This is a genomic window from Pseudomonas graminis (assembly GCF_001705435.1).
GTDB classification, from domain to species: Bacteria; Pseudomonadota; Gammaproteobacteria; order Pseudomonadales; family Pseudomonadaceae; genus Aquipseudomonas; species Aquipseudomonas graminis_B.
This window is the reverse complement of the sequence record NZ_MDEN01000066.1, coordinates 90482-108742: the sequence shown is the minus strand read 5'-3', so window position 1 is coordinate 108742 and position 18261 is coordinate 90482. Positions and strand designations below refer to the sequence as shown.

Genomic DNA, 18261 nt, shown 5'->3' with positions numbered 1-18261 from the left:
TAGGCAGCTATGAACGGTGGAGCCGGCGAAAGCCGTTACGGCTGACGACTGGTGTCGGGGGGCCGGTGACGCAAGCCACAGGCAAACAGCCCCGGGCACTTAGCTCGGTCGATAAACGCGCACATTGGCATGCCCCTCACTGAGCAGATGATGAGCATGCAGGCGACTCATGACGCCTTTGTCGCAATAGAGCAGGTACTGGCGCGTATCATCCAGTTCCTTGAAACGGCTGTTCAATGCAAAGAACGGCAGCGTTTGTACTTCAACGCCAGTCAGCGCCAGCGGGCGGTCTTCAGCGTCATCCGGGTGACGGATGTCGATGACCACTTGCCCGGCCAGCGCCTGACCAACTTCTTCAATCTGAACGTCCTGGCCCAATTCCTCGATCACGCGATCGATCGGTACCAGACGAGCGTTTTCAAGCGCACGCTCGAGCACGGCCATGTCGAACGATTTTTCTTCGTGCTCGACCCGGTTGCGCTTGGCAGCGGTCTTCGGGTTCACCGAAATCACCCCGCAGTATTCGGGCATGTGCCGGGCAAAATCGCCGGTGCCGATCTGATCGGCCAGGTCAATGATGTCCTGCTTGTGACTGGCGATCAGCGGCCGCAAGACCAGCTTCTCCGTCACGCAATCAATGACCGACAGGTTGGGCAGCGTCTGGCTGGACACCTGGGAAATCGCCTCGCCGGTGACCAGCGCGTCGATTTCCAGCCGGTCGGCAATGTTCGTCGCGGCGCGCAACATCATACGCTTCAATACTACGCCCATATGACTGTTATCGACTTTTCCGAGAATTTCTCCCAGAACTTCCTCGAACGGTACGCTGACAAACAGCACGCGCTGGGAGCTGCCGTACTTCTTCCAGATGAAGTGCGCGACTTCCATCACGCCCAGCTCGTGGGCACGTCCGCCCAGGTTGAAGAAGCAGAAATGGCTCATCAGGCCACGACGCATGATCTGGTACGCGGCCACGGTGGAGTCAAAACCACCGGACATCAGGATCAGGGTCTGCTCAAGCGAACCCAGCGGATAACCGCCCATGCCGTTGTGCTGGCTGTGAATCACGAACAGGCGCTGGTCGCGGATTTCGATTCTGACTTCGACTTCCGGGGCCTTCAGCGAGATGCCGGCGGCGTTGCATTCACGGCGCAGCTTGCTGCCGACGTACTTCTCGACGTCCATGGAGCTGAAGTCGTGATGACCCGCTCGCTTGCAGCGCACCCCGAATATCTTGCCGGGGATCGCATCGCCGAAGTGCAGCTTGCACTTCTCATAGATGTCTTCCATGTCGCCCAGCGGATACTGGTCAACCTGCAGAAAGTGCGTGATGCCGGGCATGCAGCTCAGCCGCTCGGTCATCTCGCGCAGCACTTTGGCATCCTCGACCCTGGTTTCGACCTCAAGGTTGTCCCACACGCCATCCACCACCAACGCCGGGTCCAGATCGCGGAGTACCGTGCGGATGTTCTTGGCCAGCTGTTTGATGAAGCGCTTGCGCACAGGCCGGCTTTTGATAGTGATTTCTGGGAAGACTTTGACGATTAATTTCATGAAAACAGCGCGCTAGGTCCCGGTCGAAAAAGGGGGGCGCGGATTATAGCGGAAATTGCTCAAGGTTTAACCAGTTATCGTACAGTCAATCGTCCACGCACCAAAACGGCCCTGTATACAATTACTTGGCACCACAACGGTGCGCCTGTTTTCGAATATGCGACGTTTAACGCGCTAAAAGACAGGTATTCCCGAGGAAATCCCAACACAGGGCACTGGCATGCAAATTGCTCCCTTGTGAGGCAGGTTGCCTTGGTCGAGTATCGCGCCCGGCATCACCCAAATTGAAGGGCCCACTACTACTCAGGCCCTAATCCACCCCGGAGGACAACATGTCGAAGTCGGTTCAACTCATCAAAGATCATGACGTTAAGTGGATTGATCTGCGCTTCACGGACACCAAAGGCACTCAGCACCACGTGACCATGCCGGCCCGAGATGCGCTGGAAGACGACTTCTTCGAAGTCGGCAAAATGTTCGACGGTTCCTCCATCTCGGGCTGGAAAGGCATCGAAGCCTCCGACATGATCCTGCTGCCGGACGACGAAACCGCCGTCCTGGATCCGTTCACCGAAGAGCCTACCCTGATCCTGGTTTGCGACATCATCGAACCGTCGACCATGCAAGGTTACGATCGCGACCCACGCGCCATCGCTCACCGCGCGGAGGAATACCTGAAGTCGACCGGCATCGGTGACACTGTATTTGCCGGCCCTGAGCCAGAATTCTTCATCTTCGACGAAGTGAAATTCAAGTCCGATATCTCCGGCTCCATGTTCAAGATCTACTCCGAACAAGGTTCGTGGATGTCCGACGCTGACATCGAAGGCGGCAACAAGGGCCACCGTCCAGGTATCAAAGGCGGCTACTTCCCGGTTCCACCGTTCGACCACGACCACGAAATCCGCACCGCAATGTGCAACGCTCTGGAAGAAATGGGCCAGGTCGTCGAAGTTCACCACCACGAAGTCGCAACCGCTGGCCAGAACGAAATCGGCGTGAAATTCAACACGCTGGTTAAAAAGGCTGACGAAGTTCAGACCCTGAAATACGTCGTGCATAACGTTGCCGACGCTTACGGCCGCACCGCTACCTTCATGCCCAAGCCTCTGTACGGCGATAACGGTTCGGGTATGCACGTTCACATGTCCATCTCCAAAGATGGCAAGAACACCTTCGCAGGCGAAGGTTATGCCGGCCTGTCCGACACCGCTCTGTACTTCATCGGCGGCATCATCAAACACGGCAAGGCCCTGAACGGCTTCACCAACCCGGCAACCAACTCCTACAAGCGTCTGGTTCCAGGCTTCGAAGCGCCGGTCATGCTGGCCTACTCGGCTCGTAACCGTTCGGCTTCGATCCGTATTCCTTACGTCAATAGCCCTAAAGGCCGTCGTATCGAAGCACGTTTCCCGGACCCGGCAGCCAACCCGTACCTGGCATTCGCTGCCCTGTTGATGGCAGGCCTGGACGGCATCCAGAACAAGATCCACCCTGGCGATGCTGCTGACAAAAACCTGTATGACCTGCCGCCTGAAGAGGCGAAAGAGATCCCACAGGTTTGCGGCAGCCTGAAAGAAGCCCTGGAAGAGCTGGATAAAGGCCGTGCGTTCCTGACCAAAGGCGGCGTATTCAGCGACGACTTCATCGACGCTTACATCGCTCTGAAATCCGAAGAAGAAATCAAAGTACGCACCTTCGTACACCCACTGGAATATGAGCTGTACTACAGCTGCTGATCCAGTCGCGCCGGCGTAAGCCGCGTGAACAAGAGGCCTCCTTCGGGAGGCCTTTTTTGTTACTGAGCGCGTATTGTTCAGTCGCTATAAATATGTACCGCAGATGGGAACGATGCTTCCGGCAACCTTGTGCTTTCTGCTCTTCAACAAGCACAAGGATTTCTTTCATGCTCAACATCACCCCCGCCTGCCTGCTGCTGGCGATGATCGCCCTTGGCGGATGCGCCACCGCGCAAACGTCCAGCTCCGCTCCAGTCTCAACGGTCGAGTCCACCGTTCTGCTCAAAAGCTCAACTTCCTGGGACGGAACACCCTATGACGCCTACCCTGTCGGCAACCCTGAGCTGACGGTCCTCAACATCAAGATCCCCGCCAACACCGCCCTCAAATGGCACGAGCACCCGATGCCCAATGCGGCCTATGTCGTGTCCGGCAATCTCACGGTGGAAACCCGCGAAGGCGGCAAGTCGATTCAGCTGAAACCAGGCGATGTGCTGCCTGAAATGGTCGCCAGGCAGCACCGAGGCCTGACGGGAGACACCGCCGTGGAGCTCGTCGTTTTTTACGCCGGAACACCGGGAATGCCACTTTCTTCCAGCCAAAATGTTAAACAGTGATCGCTTGGTCATACGTGAGGACATGACAATGCTCAAACAGCTCCAACTCGCCGCCCTGGCCTGCGGCCTGGTGTCGACCGGCGTTCACGCGGCGCCTGCTCAGCAGCCTCCTGGGCAACTTCAGCCGCTTATTGCGGCCATGGAGCAAAGGCTGGAAATCGCCAATGACGTGGCGCGCAGCAAATGGCACAGCGGCAAGCCAGTACAGGACAGTGAGCGCGAGCGCCAGGTGATCCAGAGCGCCGAATCACGGGCGGGTGAATTCAAACTGGCGGCCGACGACGTGCGCGAGTTCATGACCGCCCAGATGGAAGCCAACAAGATGGTGCAATACGCGCGCATCGAGCAGTGGCGTGAAACCGGCCACTCTCCGGAGAAGCCCGAATCCAGTCTCACCGATGGCATCCGGGGTCGGCTGGATACGCTGCTGCCGGTGTTGATGCAAAGTTACTCGGCGTTTCAGCCTTATCGCAGCGATGCCAAGTGCCCGGGTTGGGTGCAGTCGGAAATCCAGCGGCAGGCAAGTGATCCGGTCATCGTGACCGCGTTGCAACGGGCGGCAGGCGACCTTTGCCGGATCAAGGCAAGCCAGTAAGCAGGCACGCAGATCCGCTTCTCAACTGACACCGTCGATCAGTATTCCTCTATGCTGATCCTGTGCCGCGCCATGCATTGAGCGCGGCACCATTGTTGGTTGTCCTGATCGCTGCACTGGAGTGTTCATGCGTCAATGTCTCGCCCTTCTGCTGCTGGTGTTTGCACTGCCCGCTGCCGCGCAGATTTACAAATACACCGATGCCTCCGGTAACACGGCGTACAGCAACCAGCCGCCGAACGGCACCAAAGCCGAGACTGTCGAGCTGCCGCCGCTCAACAGCGTCGAGACCGTGGTGCCTGCCGCGCCGCCGCCACTGCCCGCGACGCAGAACCAGAACCAGCAAACCGCTGCCACCTATCAGGTGCTCGCGCTGAAAGACTTGCCCCAGGACGAAGCGCTTCGTGCCAACAACGGCTCGTTTACCGTTGGCGTGGCCATTGAGCCTCGTCTGCAGCCCGGGCATTTGCTGCAGTTGATAGTGGACGGCACGCCCTACGGCCAGCCCACCAATATTCCGCGACTGCAGGTGATGGAGCTTGAACGGGGCGAACACAGCTTTTCGGTTCAGGTGCTGGAAAATCAGCGTTCCATCCAGCAAAGCAAGACGGTCAACCTGACAGTGCAGCGAGTTCATGTCGGCAGACCTTAAACACTTTTGCCGGTTGGCCATTGCCCTCTGCCTGCTGTTCGGCGTAAGTCAGTCCGCCCTCTCCCAGGTGTATACCTACGTCGATGCAGACGGGAATCGGGTCTTCACCGACCAACCTCACCGCAATGCGAAGAAGGTCGACATTGCGCCGACCAACCGGGTCGATCAGCCTGCGAAGGCGCCCAGTCGGCCATCCAAACCGAAGCCAGCGGCGGGTCCCATCTTTCATTATCAGTTGCTGCGCATTCTGGCGCCGGAACCTGACAGCACGATTCGCGACATTGAGGGCAACCTGAACGTCACCGTCAGCAATGAGCCAGAGCTACAGCCAGACCACCTGTACCGGTTACTGCTCGACAGCAAACCCTATGGCGAGCCGACGCGCAGCCCGGTGTTTCCGCTGACCAACATCGACCGCGGCACTCACCAGCTGTCCGTGGAGATCATCGATCAATACGGTCGAGTGCTGGAGCGAACCCCCAATCAGCCCTTTCACCTGATACGCATCTCTCTGGCGCAGAAGCGGCTCGCACAGCCTTGCAAAACGGATGATTACGGCGTGCGCCCCGAATGCCCCCTCAAGGACAAGCCAGAAGAAGAATCGAGCTTCTTTCCATTTTTCCGCTAAACCATGCCTGACTGGCTATGCTCTATTATGGTGCGCAACCTGAACAAGGTTTCGTTCTAAAAGCCCATTTTGGTTCAGCATTCCGGAATTCATGCACTGTCGCCGGGCCTGCCGTGCAAAAAACGCTCGCAATTCCTCAATCCGCGCTTCTTTTCGGAGCCTTGGTTTGGTTTTTGCATTTTGTAATGAATGCGCGAGCACATCACACGTTTCAGCGGTTTCCATACGCTGGCAAAGACCAATCAGAGCCTGCACTCACGGCCCAGACCGTGTGCATAGAGCCAAAAGAGGTCACCGGGATTCATGACTATCAGCGATGCGTTGCATCGGTTGTTACTCGACAACCTGACCACTGCCACGATTCTGCTCAACTCGGACCTGCGCCTCGAGTACATGAATCCTGCCGCTGAAATGCTGCTGGCCATCAGCGGTCAGCGCAGCCACGGACAATTCATCAGCGAGCTGTTCACCGAATCCGCCGAAGCGCTGAGCTCGCTTCGTCAGGCAGTCGAACAGGCCCATCCGTTTACCAAGCGTGAGGCCATGCTCACCGCACTGACCGGCCAGACGCTGACGGTTGATTACGCCGTCACGCCGATCCTTTCCCAGGCCGAGACGATGCTGCTGCTGGAAGTCCATCCCCGTGATCGCTTGCTGCGCATCACCAAGGAGGAGGCTCAGCTGTCCAAGCAGGAAACCACCAAGATGCTGGTGCGTGGCCTGGCCCATGAGATCAAGAACCCCCTTGGCGGGATTCGCGGTGCCGCGCAGTTGCTGGCACGTGAGCTGCCGGAGGAGAGCCTCAAGGACTACACCAACGTCATCATCGAAGAGGCCGACCGTCTGCGTAATCTGGTCGACCGTATGCTGGGCTCGAACAAGCTGCCGATGCTGGCGATGACCAACGTGCATGAAGTGCTCGAGCGCGTGTGCAGCCTGGTCGAAGCCGAAAGCCAGGGATGCATCACCCTCGTGCGCGACTACGACCCGAGCATTCCCGATGTACTGATCGACCGCGAGCAGATGATTCAGGCGGTGCTCAATATCGTGCGCAATGCCATGCAGGCGATCAGCAGCCAGAACGAGCTGCGTCTGGGCCGCATCAGCCTGCGCACGCGCGCCATGCGTCAGTTCACCATCGGCCACGTGCGCCATCGTCTGGTCAGCAAGATCGAAATCATCGACAACGGCCCCGGCATTCCGCCGGAGCTGCAAGAAACCATTTTTTATCCCATGGTCAGCGGCCGCCCGGATGGCACCGGGCTGGGCCTTGCCATTACCCAGAACATCATCAGTCAGCACCAGGGGCTGATCGAGTGTGATAGCCATCCTGGCCATACAACATTCTCGATCTTCCTGCCGCTGGAACAAGGAGCAGCGTCGACATGAGCCGTAGTGAAACTGTCTGGATCGTCGATGACGACCGTTCCATCCGCTGGGTACTGGAGAAAGCCCTGCAGCAAGAGGGCATGACCACACAAAGTTTCGACAGCGCCGATGGTGTAATGAGCCGCCTGGCCCGCCAGCAACCGGACGTGATCATTTCCGATATCCGCATGCCCGGCGCCAGCGGCCTGGACCTGCTGGCGCGCATTCGCGAACAGCATCCGCGCCTGCCGGTCATCATCATGACCGCGCATTCGGACCTCGACAGTGCCGTGGCGTCCTATCAGGGCGGTGCCTTCGAGTACCTGCCCAAGCCGTTCGACGTTGACGAAGCCGTTTCTCTGGTCAAACGCGCCAATCAGCACGCTCAAGAGCAGCAAGGCCTGGCCGTTCCGCCTACCCTGACCCGCACGCCGGAAATCATCGGCGAAGCGCCGGCGATGCAGGAAGTGTTTCGCGCCATCGGCCGCTTGAGCCACTCCAATATCACCGTGTTGATCAACGGCGAATCCGGGACCGGTAAAGAATTGGTTGCCCACGCCCTGCACCGACACAGCCCACGGTCGGCGTCGCCGTTCATTGCGCTGAACATGGCCGCAATTCCGAAAGACTTGATGGAATCCGAACTGTTCGGCCATGAAAAAGGCGCGTTCACCGGCGCGGCGAACCTGCGCCGCGGGCGTTTCGAGCAGGCCGACGGCGGCACCCTGTTTCTCGATGAAATCGGCGACATGCCGGCCGACACCCAGACCCGACTGCTGCGCGTGCTGGCAGACGGCGAGTTCTACCGGGTGGGCGGTCACGTGCCGGTCAAAGTCGACGTGCGCATCATTGCGGCGACCCACCAGAATCTGGAAACCCTGGTCCAGGCCGGCAAGTTCCGCGAAGACTTGTTTCACCGCCTGAACGTGATCCGCATTCACATCCCGCGCATGTCCGACCGTCGCGAGGACATCCCGACGCTGGCACGCCACTTCCTCAGCCGCGCTGCGCAAGAACTGGCCGTTGAGCCCAAGCTATTGAAGGCGGAAACGGAGGAATACCTCAAGCACCTGCCGTGGCCGGGCAACGTCCGTCAGTTGGAAAACACCTGCCGCTGGATCACGGTGATGGCTTCAGGCCGCGAAGTGCACGTCAGCGATCTGCCGCCTGAACTGCTGAGCCTGCCGCAGGACGCTGCCCCGGTGACCAACTGGGAACAAGCGCTGCGCCAATGGGCGGATCAAGCGCTGGCGCGCGGCCAATCCAGCCTGCTGGACAGCGCCGTGCCGACGTTCGAACGCATCATGATCGAGACCGCGCTCAAGCATACCGCTGGCCGTCGTCGCGACGCTGCCGTGCTGCTGGGCTGGGGCCGTAACACCTTGACCCGCAAGATCAAGGAATTGGGCATGAAGATCGATGGCGGTGACGATGACGAGGGTGATGAGGCCTGAGTGAGCTGTCATTTATGACAGTTTACGCCGTAAGGCAACAGTGATTAGCTCCTGAAGTCTCGACCACTGAGACAGGGAGCTCAATCACGTGAACCGATTCTGGCAATACGCCTTTCAATGGGGCATCGGCCAACGATTTCAGCGCCGGCAAATCAAAAGTCAGGCGCGCCTGGTCGACTATTCGCTCGTCGAAATGGCCGCATTGCTGCGTACTGGCGAACTGACTTCCCGGCAAATCACCCTTGCCTATCTTGAGCGCATTGATCAGCTCAATGGCCCGTTTGAGACCTACAACGACAATGGCGGCTATAACGCGTTTGTGCGGGTTGATCGCGAGCAGGCGCTCGCCCAATCACAAGACGCCGATGCATGGATCAACAATCCGGATGATCCGCGTGGCATCGCGCCGATGCTTTGCGGAATACCCGTTGGCGTCAAGGACTCCATAGGCATCGTCGGCCTTGAGAGCAAGAATGGCGCACCAGAATTCAGTACCAATTTCGCACTTCGCAATGCCACCGCCGTCGCTCGATTGCGCGCTGCGGGGGCTGTCGTGCTGGGTCATACCATTTGCTCACGCTTTTCAGGCAGCACCGTCGGTGATTTTGGGTGTAACGCTTGGGATGTGGACAAAGTGCCCGGTGGATCAAGCTCCGGATCCGCTATTGCCCCGATCGCTCGGCTGTGTGTCGCAACGCTTGGTGAGGAGACCGGCGGTTCCATGATCATTCCGGCCGCTGCCAACGGTGCCAGCGCCATCAAGCCGTCACTGGGCTACGTATCGACCGGCGGCTTAATGCCGTTGCGCATAGGTTGGGATGTAGTCGGTCCGATGGCACGTTCAGTACAGGACGCCGCTCATCTTCTTGCCGCGATACAAGGCCCTGACCCCCTTGGCGATCCGCAAACGCTGTACACGCCGCTGCCGTTCCCACAGATGCCGACCACACCACGTCCGGGGGATACCCCACTGACGGGACTGACGATCGGCGTGCCGCAGACTGACTGGATGTCAGCCTCAGACGCTCCTCCGGGACAAACCTACGACCCGGACTATGGACTGGCTTTTGAGCGCTTCAAACAGCAGTTGCAGCAGCTCGGTGCAAGAGTGATCGAATTTGAGGGAGTAAACATGGCCGATGAGGTGAACCGTCTTTATTACGCAGGACCCATCCTGTGGACGACTGAAAACCCCGACATATTTGTAACACCCGCAATGGCGACTACTTACTGCCAGCAATACGAAGCAAGTTACTGGCAAGCCGTCCAAGACTTTGCCGCAGGTCGACCCGATGACGACAAGGAAACACTACTGCGCTACTACGGCACGGCATTCACCCACCCGGTCATAGAACAGATGCCGTGCTCAGTGCGAATAGAAGCGGAGCAGCGACGTCGCGCGCAAATGGCTTTATGGCAAGACGCTCTGGATGAAGCAGGCGTGGATTTCATGGTGGTCATGCCATTGGGCGCGAATGTAGGGTTTCGAATGGGACTGGGCGAGCCCTCCGGATTGCAAAATCAACGTCTCTATTACGATCTGCCCAATGCGCTGGGATGGCCAATGGTGACATTTCCCATCGGCCATGGGACTACTGGCATCACCAGACAGTTGCCGGTAAACGCCGCGTTCTGGGGACCACGCTTCAGCGATGCATGCCTGGTTCAGGCGGCCTTGGACTATCAGGAGCATCATCCCGAGTACCATCAACAGGCACCCGATGAGCCTCAGCTTCGAGCGCCTGCCCCGCGTGCACAGCCCTGCTGGCCAATCACCCGCGAAAACTCGACAGATCCGCTGGTCAGAGAAGGCAGTCTGCGACGATGAACAGCGATCCGGCCGATCAACTGCCCTTTTTCGTCATCGCCTGGCGCCCGGCCAACGCTCCGGCACAGTTGGCACCGGATCCAAGCAAGCTTTACCTGACCGTGGGCTGGCGGGCACCTCTGGGGGCGGTGAACTATGCCCACCCCCAGCGAAGGGAGCCCTTTACTCCGCCGACGAAGGCTTTTCCCACAAGTTAATCCCGCCTTCGACTGCGAAGCGGTCGATCTCGGCCAGTTCTTCCTGACTGAACTCAAGATTGTCGAGGGCGCCGACGTTCTCGATGATCTGCTCCGGACGGCTTGCACCGATCAGTGCGGAGGTGACGCGTGGATCGCGCAGCGTCCAGGCCAGTGCCATCTGCGCCAGGCTCTGGCCGCGACGCTTGGCGATCTCGTTCAGCGCACGCACGTGCTCGATGTTCTGCTCCGACAAATGCGCCGCCTGCAACGAGCCGCCGCCGGGACGGTTGACCCGCGCGTCTTTTGGAATGCCGTTCAGGTACTTGTCCGAGAGCAACCCCTGGGCCAGTGCGGTGAACGCGATAACGCCCGAGCCGAGTTCCTCGGTGGTGTCCAGCAGGTCTTTTTCGACCCAGCGATTGAGCAGGTTATAGGCCGGCTGATGAATCAGCAGCGGCACTTTCCACTCTTTCAGCAGGCCGGCGATTTCCCGGGTTTTGGCGCCTGAATACGACGAAATCCCGATATACAGCGCTTTGCCCTGCTGCACAGCGGTGGCCAGTGCGCTGGCGGTTTCTTCCAGCGGGGTGTCCGGGTCGAAGCGGTGGGAATAGAAAATATCGACGTAGTCCAGACCCATGCGCTGCAGGCTCTGGTCGAGGCTGGCGAGCACGTACTTGCGCGATCCGCCGCCCTGACCGTAAGGCCCCGGCCACATGTCCCAGCCGGCTTTGCTGGAGATGATCAACTCGTCCCGGTACTGCTTGAAGTCTTCTTTGAGCAGGCGGCCGAAGTTGATCTCGGCACTGCCGTAGGGCGGGCCATAGTTGTTGGCGAGGTCGAAGTGGTTGATACCCAGATCAAAGGCCGTGCGCAGCATCGCGCGCTGGGTGTCCATCGGCGTGCTGTCGCCGAAGTTGTGCCACAGCCCCATGGAGAGCGCTGGCAACACCAGGCCGCTACGGCCTACGCGACGATAGGGAATGCGTTCATAACGGTTTTCGGCAGCGATGTAAGTCATCCAGTCCTCTCTTTCTTGTATGGAAGTCAGGTCACATAACCAAACCCGTGAGATTACTCGGATTTGCGTGCGACGAGGGGGTTCAAGCGAGTGGACGAATGCCACCCCTTCAGCGCAGACAGGCGGCGATGCGCATTCAATTGTTCGCTTAGCAAATTCAGCACTTCGCCAACATGCCGCCGCTGCAACGGCTGGGACAGCCGGAAGATATCGCCAGCGTCATGCCCTTCCTTGCCGGCCCGGATTCAGGCTGGGTGTATGGTCAAGTGCTGCGGGCGAATGGTGGCCTGGCGTAAAACCGGGCGGTAGAAGCGCGCGTGCCCGCGAAGATTTCGTGGCTGCCCCCGGTTAGAGGGACTGGCACGACGCCGTCGCGGGCACGCGTGTTTCTACAAACGAAACAGCCTCAACGCACCAGGTGCAGGAACTGCATGTGGCGCTCGTACTGATCGAGGATGTCGTTAATCACCTGTTCCTTGGTGTAGCCCACCAGGTCGTAGTCCTGACTGCCTTCGCTCAGGTGCACCTCGGCGCGGTAGTAACGGCGGTTATTGAGCTGCTTGGAGCCCATGCCGCCGCGCGCAAAGGACGGCGTGAAGTAGCCACGCATGGTCACCTGGTACACGAACGGACGCTCTTCACCGTGGCCGATCTCCAGGCCCACGGTGTCGTTGGCCGGATCCGGCTGAGTCACGACGGTCAGGCCCTTCTCGACGAACACTGCCGTCACTTCTTCAATCGCCGGGCGCACGGTCTGATCGAGGAAGCGGTAAACCTCGTCCCGGGACGGGAACGCCACCGCCTGGGTCAGACGCTGACGCCATCCGCCGCGCCGCGCTCCAGAGACCGGTGCCAGCGAATACAGCTGGGCGATCTTGCGCTGGGATTCCATATAGAACGCCTTGTGCAGCCCCCACATCATCAGCAGCAGAATCAGCGAGAACGGCAACGAGGTCAGCACCACCGCTGACTTCAGCGCATCGATGCTGCCCGAGAACAGCAACCCGCTGGTGATCAGCGCGGTCATCACGCCCCAGAACACGCGCAGCCATTTCGGGCCGTCTTCGTCCGGGCTGCCGCCCTTGGCGGACAGTGTCGACAGCACCACGGTGCCGGAGTCGGCCGAGGTCACGAAGAACACGAAGCTGATGAACACCGTCACCGCAATGACCGTCCGGCTCCACGGGTACGTCTGCAACATCAGGTACAGGGTCATCGACGGATCGTCGATAGCCGATTGGCCCAAGGCCGCCATGCCGTGGTTCAGCACCAGGTCGATGGCGCTGTTACCGAAGATCGACATCCAGGCCAGGGTGAAACCCAGCGGAATCAGCAGCACGCCACAGACGAATTCACGAATGGTGCGGCCACGGGAGATACGCGCAATGAACAGACCCACGAACGGCGACCAGGCAATCCACCACGCCCAATAAAACACGGTCCAGCCGCCCAGCCAGTCACTCGGGCCGTCGTACGCATACACGTCGAAGCTCTTGACCGGCAGTGCGCCGAGGTAATCACCGATGTTCTGCACCAGGGTATTGAGCAGGTGTTGCGTGGGCCCGGCAAACAACACGAACAGCAGCAGCGCGCAGGCCAGCAGCATGTTGATGTCGGACATGACGCGCACGCCTTTGTCCACGCCTGCAATGGCCACGAGGATTGCCGCGCCCATCATCAGGGTGATCAAACCCACCTGAATCCATTGGGTGTGCGGCACGTTGAACAGGTAGTCCAGCCCGGAGTTCAGGTGCAGGACGCCAAAGCCCATGTCGGCGCCGAGGCCGAAGATGGTGGCGATGATGCCGAAGCCGTCGACCGCATAGCCGATCGGGCCATTGATGCGCTTGCCGATCAGCGGATACAGCGCTGAACGCAATGCCAGCGGCAGGTTATGGCGATACGCGAAGTAAGCCAGTGCCATGCCGACGAACGCGAACACGCCCCAACCGTGCAAGCCCCAGTGCAGAAACAGCAGCTGCATAGCTTGACGTGCCGATTGGGTGGTCCCGCCTTCCCCCTGTGGCGGCGCCAGCATGTGGGTCAGCGGTTCGGACACACAGAAGAAGAACAGCGTGATGCTGATCCCTGCGGCGAACAGCATGCCGGCCCAAGACAGGTAGCTGAACTCGGGTTCGTCGTGGTCCGCGCCAAGCTTGATCTTGCCGTAGCCTGAAATCGCGGTAACAACCACGAACAGCAGATACAGGGTCATGGCCAGCATGTAGTACCAGCCAACGGTATTGGCGGCCCAGTTCTGCGCGGCAAGCAACCAGGCACCCGAGGCTTCCGGGAAACCGATCACGACCAGTCCGAAGATCAGGATGAAGCTGGCGGCAAAGTAGAAAACAGGGCCGTTCATGCGAACAGCCGAGCTGTTCGGAGCGCTCGAATTATTCATATGAATACCGCCGCGCGGGCGAGGGGATTGATCATGCAACGTGTATGCGGCAAAGGTAGGCCTCCTGAGATCAGCGGGCAGCGAACCACCGGTTTAACTTGATTGAACGTTCAATTAAAGCATGAAAACACGGCTGGAGACTAATACACAGTGGCGTGACGCTCTCTCAGGCGAGGGTAGGACGGACAACGAAAGCCTTTCGTTCCGTGGGTTCGGGAGGGTTTTTAAAGCGCTGAAGAAATTGCGGAGTGACACACGCCGCCTTCCCGGCTGGAGCCGGTCCTACACGATGTGCTCGATCGATCAGTGGGACCGGCTTCAGCCGGGAAGAGGCCAGCGTGCGCACCCCGAAATTTGCGACATGACGGGCTACTTCGGACAGCCATCCTCGTGCTGCAGGCTCGCCTGATTGACGTTGCTGCCTGCCGGGACGCCGCGCGTCAGCCAGACGTTGCCGCCGATGGTCGAGCCCTTGCCAATGGTGATGCGCCCCAGAATCGTGGCGCCCGCATAAATCACCACATCATCTTCGACGATCGGGTGGCGCGCATGGCCCTTCAGCAACTGACCATCCTCATCGGAAGGGAAACGTTTGGCGCCCAGCGTGACCGCCTGATAAATGCGCACGCGCTCGCCGATGATTGCAGTCTCGCCAATCACCACGCCTGTCCCGTGATCGATGAAGAAGCTTGGGCCGATCTGCGCGCCGGGATGAATATCGATGCCGGTCGCGGAATGGGCCAGTTCGGCGCTGATGCGTGCCAGCAAGGGCAACCCGTTGTGATACAGGTGATGGGCCAGACGATGGTGGATCACCGCCAGAATGCCCGGGTAGCACAGCAACACCTCATCCACACTGCGCGCGGCGGGGTCGCCGTGATACGCCGCCAGCACGTCGGTGTCGAGGATGCGGCGAATGGTCGGCAGCGCGCTGGCGAAATCCTGAATCAGCCGTTCCGCATGCACGTCCGCGCAGCTGGCATCCTGGCCTTTCTGGCGGGCGGCGTAGCGCAGTTCAAGGCGCGCCTGGTCGAGCAACGAATTCAGCGCCACGTCGAGGGTGTAGCCGACGTAGAAGTCCTCGCTCTCTTCGCGCAGGTCCACCGGCCCCAGCCGCATCGGAAACAGCGCGCCGCACAAGGCATCGAGAATGTCGCGCATGGCCTCCCGCGAAGGCAGCTCGCGGCCGCCCTTCTCGCCGCTGATTCGGCCGTTGCTGGTACGCCAGTCATCACGCGCGGCGCGCAATTCGCCCACAATCCGCTGCAATTGCCAGTGGCCGGTCACGCCCTCGGCGCAGGATTCCGGGGACAGGTCGGGAATAGTGCTCACGCAGATTTCTCCTCAATTCAACGGCGAGTCAGGCTGTAACGGCCGAAGTGGAATCACTCTACGACATCCCTTCGCGGCAAAAAAATAACTATTTTTGTGAGGCTTCTGCCTGGAGGATGGCGGACGCCGGGCGGTTGCCCTGCGGGAAACGTCTGCCTATAGTCCTGCGACTCAATTGCAGACCTGTCGACGCCACCATGATCAAACAACAGCTCGCCCGTTTTAACCGTCTGGAATTGCTCGGCGGCCCGACGCCCTTTGAAAAGCTGGAACGCCTTTCGACCTGGGCCGGCCGCGACATTTACGTGAAACGCGACGACATCACCCCGTTGGCCATGGGCGGCAACAAGCTGCGCAAGCTGGAATACCTCGCGGCCGACGCCTTGGCTCAAGGGTGCGACACGCTGATCACTGCGGGCGCCATTCAGTCCAATCATGTTCGCCAAACCGCCGCCCTCGCCGCCCGTCTTGGCCTGGGTTGTGTCGCCCTGCTGGAAAACCCGATCGCGACTGACGACAGCAATTACCTGGGCAACGGCAATCGCCTGTTGCTGGATTTGTTCGATACCAAGGTCGAAGTGGTCGAGAACCTCGACAATGCAGACGACCAGTTGCAAGCACTTGCGAGCCGACTGCGTCTCAGCGGCAAGAAGCCGTACCTGGTGCCGATCGGCGGTTCGAACGCCCTCGGCGCGCTGGGTTATGTGCAGGCCGGTTTTGAACTGGCCGAGCAGATCAAGCAAAGCGGCCTCTCATTTGCAGCCGTCGTCCTCGCGTCGGGCAGTGCCGGTACCCACAGCGGCCTGGCACTTGCGCTGGCTGAAGAACTGCCCGAGCTCCCGGTGATTGGCGTGACCGTGTCGCGCCCGGAAGAAACCCAGGCGCCCAAGGTTCAGCGTCTGGCCGAGCAAACCGTCGAACTGCTGGGCGAATCATTGCCCGCCGCGTTCAAGGTGCAGCTGTGGGACGAATACTTCGGCCCACGGTACGGCGAGCCGAATGCCGGGACGCTGGCGGCGATCCGGCTGGTGGCCAGTCATGAAGGGCTGCTGCTGGACCCGGTCTATACCGGCAAAGCCATGGCCGGACTGCTCGACGGCATTGGCCGGCAGCGTTTCGAAGACGGGCCGATCGTGTTCCTGCACACCGGCGGGGCGCCTGCCTTGTTTGCGTACCAGGGCGTCTTTTCGGCGGCATAGAGCCCCCTTCAAACTCCTGCTCGCAGGGTTGCACAGGCTTAATATTCCAAAAACTGATAAGCAGTTCGATTTTTATTATTTTTCAGGCCTTGGTTCGGGTCTTATGATCGCCGCCAGCCGGCGCGCAGAGCCTCGCAGGCGACTGAAAAAGCTGGATAAACGCGTGATCCCAACGTAGCTTCGTCGGGTCTGATACTTGCCTGACATTCCAATTAAAACAGGGGACTTTCATGAACATGTCTGCAATCCGCCGCACCTTTCTGTTGTCGGCCTTCAGCCTGGTGCTGGGCACCGGTCTGGTCAGCCAGGCTATGGCTGGCGAACAACTGGCAACGATCAAAAAGAATGGAACCCTCAATGTCGGCCTGGAAGGCACTTATCCCCCGTTCAGCTTCGTGGGTGAAGACGGCAAACTAACCGGTTTTGAAGTCGAGTTCTCTGAAGCACTCGCCAAGGAACTGGGCGTCAAGGTCAAGCTGCAAGCCACGCCGTGGGCTGGCATTCTGGCCGCGCTGGAATCCAAGCGTCTGGATGTGGTGATCAATCAGGTGACCATCTCCGACGAGCGCAAGAAAAAGTACGACTTCTCCGAACCGTACACCGTGTCGGGCATTCAAGCGTTGGTGCAGACCAAAGACGTCGGCGTGATCAAGACGGCTGCTGACCTGAAAGGCAAGAAAGTCGGCGTCGGTCTGGGCACCAACTACGAAGAATGGCTCAAAGCCAACGTGCCTGATGCCATCGTCAAAACCTACGACGATGATCCGACCAAATACCAGGACCTGCGTGTCGGCCGTATCGACGCCATCCTCGTCGATCGCCTCGCTGCACTGGAACTGGTCGCCAAGACCAAGGACAAACTGGCGGTCTCCGGCGAAGCGTTCTCCCGTCAGGAGTCCGGTGTCGCACTGCGCAAGGGCGAGCCTGAATTGCTGGACGCGATCAACAAGGCCATCGACAAGCTGCGCGCCGACGGCACCCTCGCCAAGCTGTCGGACAAGTACTTCAAGGCTGACGTGACCAAATGATTCCAGAGAGCCTTCAGCTCGCGCTGGACTCCGCGCCCTTTTTGCTCAAGGGCGCGTATTACACGGTGGGCTTGAGCCTGGGGTCGATGTTTTTCGGATTGGTGCTGGGCTTCGGCCTGGCACTGATGCGTTTGTCGAAGATCTGGGTCATCAGTGCCGTTGCCAGGGTTTACGTGTCGTTTTTCCGTGGGACGCCGCTTCTCGTCCAGCTGTTCATGATCTATTACGGCTTGCCGGACCTGGGGATTGAACTGGATGCGATCACCGCAGCGCTGATCGGTCTTTCGCTGAACATGGCCGCATATGCCTGCGAAATCCTTCGGGCCGCGATCAGTTCGGTGGACCGAGGGCAATGGGAAGCCGCTGCGAGCATCGGCATGACGCGCGCGCAGACGATGCGCCGCGCCATCTTGCCGCAAGCTGCACGCACCGCGTTGCCGCCACTGGGCAACAGCTTTATTTCGCTGGTGAAGGACACGGCGATGGCCGCCACCATTCAGGTGCCGGAAGTGTTCCGCCAGGCGCAGCTGATCTCTTCGCGGACGCTGGAAATTTTCACCATGTATTTCACCGTTGCGGTGATCTACTGGGTGCTGTGCAGCATCCTGGCGCATTTCCAAAATCGCCTGGAAGCACGGGCCAACCGCCACGACGTGGAGTCCTGAG

General features: G+C 59.6%; 15 protein-coding genes and 1 pseudogene. 12 read left to right on the top strand and 4 right to left on the bottom strand.

Going from position 1 to position 18261, the window contains the following annotated elements:
• Positions 1–99: 99 nt before the first annotated feature.
• The gene (gene thiI / locus BBI10_RS18835) at positions 100–1554 is read right to left on the bottom strand and encodes a tRNA uracil 4-sulfurtransferase ThiI (protein WP_065991052.1); all 1455 of its coding nucleotides are present in this window, start codon (positions 1552–1554) and stop codon (positions 100–102) included.
• A gap of 332 nt (positions 1555–1886) precedes the next feature.
• On the opposite strand from thiI, the gene glnA reads away from it, so the two are divergent.
• The 8 genes from glnA to BBI10_RS18795 all read left to right on the top strand — a co-directional run bounded on the left by glnA (position 1887) and on the right by BBI10_RS18795 (position 10435).
• Positions 1887–3293 (top strand): glutamate--ammonia ligase, encoded by a 1407-nt coding sequence (gene glnA / locus BBI10_RS18830; RefSeq protein WP_037018763.1) that lies wholly within the window; start codon positions 1887–1889, stop codon positions 3291–3293.
• Positions 3294–3460: 167 nt separating this feature from the next.
• Positions 3461–3910: a cupin domain-containing protein gene (locus BBI10_RS18825; protein WP_065991050.1), complete on the top strand. Its 450-nt coding sequence runs from the start codon at positions 3461–3463 to the stop codon at positions 3908–3910.
• A gap of 28 nt (positions 3911–3938) precedes the next feature.
• Positions 3939–4505, top strand: coding sequence for a chorismate mutase (locus BBI10_RS18820; protein ID WP_167355816.1), 567 nt, complete (start codon positions 3939–3941; stop codon positions 4503–4505).
• A gap of 127 nt (positions 4506–4632) precedes the next feature.
• A complete protein-coding gene (locus tag BBI10_RS18815) occupies positions 4633–5157 on the top strand; it encodes a DUF4124 domain-containing protein (RefSeq protein WP_065991046.1) in 525 nt (174 codons plus the stop codon).
• Positions 5141–5785, top strand: coding sequence for a DUF4124 domain-containing protein (locus BBI10_RS18810; protein ID WP_065991044.1), 645 nt, complete (start codon positions 5141–5143; stop codon positions 5783–5785). The genes BBI10_RS18815 and BBI10_RS18810 overlap by 17 nt, the downstream gene beginning before the upstream one ends.
• Before the next feature lie 303 nt (positions 5786–6088).
• Positions 6089–7174 carry a nitrogen regulation protein NR(II) gene (gene glnL, locus BBI10_RS18805; RefSeq protein ID WP_065991042.1) on the top strand — a complete coding sequence of 362 codons (1086 nt, stop codon included), beginning with the start codon at positions 6089–6091 and terminating at the stop codon, positions 7172–7174.
• Positions 7171–8607, top strand: coding sequence for a nitrogen regulation protein NR(I) (gene ntrC, locus BBI10_RS18800; protein ID WP_065991040.1), 1437 nt, complete (start codon positions 7171–7173; stop codon positions 8605–8607). Before glnL ends, ntrC begins: the two co-directional genes overlap by 4 nt.
• A gap of 88 nt (positions 8608–8695) precedes the next feature.
• Positions 8696–10435 (top strand): amidase, encoded by a 1740-nt coding sequence (locus BBI10_RS18795; RefSeq protein ID WP_065991038.1) that lies wholly within the window; start codon positions 8696–8698, stop codon positions 10433–10435.
• A 162-nt stretch (positions 10436–10597) separates the two neighbouring features.
• On the opposite strand, the gene mgrA is transcribed toward BBI10_RS18795, so the two are convergent.
• Positions 10598–11635, bottom strand: a complete 1038-nt coding sequence (mgrA, locus tag BBI10_RS18790; RefSeq protein ID WP_065991034.1) for an L-glyceraldehyde 3-phosphate reductase — start codon at positions 11633–11635, stop codon at positions 10598–10600.
• A gap of 152 nt (positions 11636–11787) precedes the next feature.
• Here mgrA and BBI10_RS26755 point away from each other — a divergent pair.
• Positions 11788–11931 (top strand): annotated as a pseudogene (locus BBI10_RS26755) (SDR family oxidoreductase); the annotation flags it as partial.
• Positions 11932–12041: 110 nt separating this feature from the next.
• On the opposite strand, the gene betT reads toward BBI10_RS26755, so the two are convergent.
• Together betT and epsC are read right to left on the bottom strand one after the other, a co-directional pair.
• The gene (gene betT, locus BBI10_RS18785) at positions 12042–14036 is read right to left on the bottom strand and encodes a choline transporter BetT (protein ID WP_065991032.1); all 1995 of its coding nucleotides are present in this window, start codon (positions 14034–14036) and stop codon (positions 12042–12044) included.
• Between the two features lie 369 nt (positions 14037–14405).
• Positions 14406–15350 carry a serine O-acetyltransferase EpsC gene (gene epsC / locus BBI10_RS18780; RefSeq protein ID WP_197986109.1) on the bottom strand — a complete coding sequence of 315 codons (945 nt, stop codon included), beginning with the start codon at positions 15348–15350 and terminating at the stop codon, positions 14406–14408.
• 215 nt (positions 15351–15565) lie between these two features.
• Between epsC and BBI10_RS18775 the strand changes: the two genes are divergently transcribed.
• The 3 genes from BBI10_RS18775 (at position 15566) to tcyL (ending at position 18260) form a co-directional block, all read left to right on the top strand.
• Entirely contained in the window at positions 15566–16567 is a 1002-nt protein-coding gene (locus tag BBI10_RS18775) for a D-cysteine desulfhydrase (protein WP_065991030.1), read from the top strand.
• 230 nt (positions 16568–16797) lie between these two features.
• Positions 16798–17595, top strand: coding sequence for a cystine ABC transporter substrate-binding protein (gene tcyJ, locus BBI10_RS18770; protein ID WP_065991028.1), 798 nt, complete (start codon positions 16798–16800; stop codon positions 17593–17595).
• Positions 17592–18260 (top strand): cystine ABC transporter permease, encoded by a 669-nt coding sequence (tcyL, locus tag BBI10_RS18765; RefSeq protein WP_065991026.1) that lies wholly within the window; start codon positions 17592–17594, stop codon positions 18258–18260. Before tcyJ ends, tcyL begins: the two co-directional genes overlap by 4 nt.
• The last annotated feature ends 1 nt before the right edge of the window (position 18261 follow it).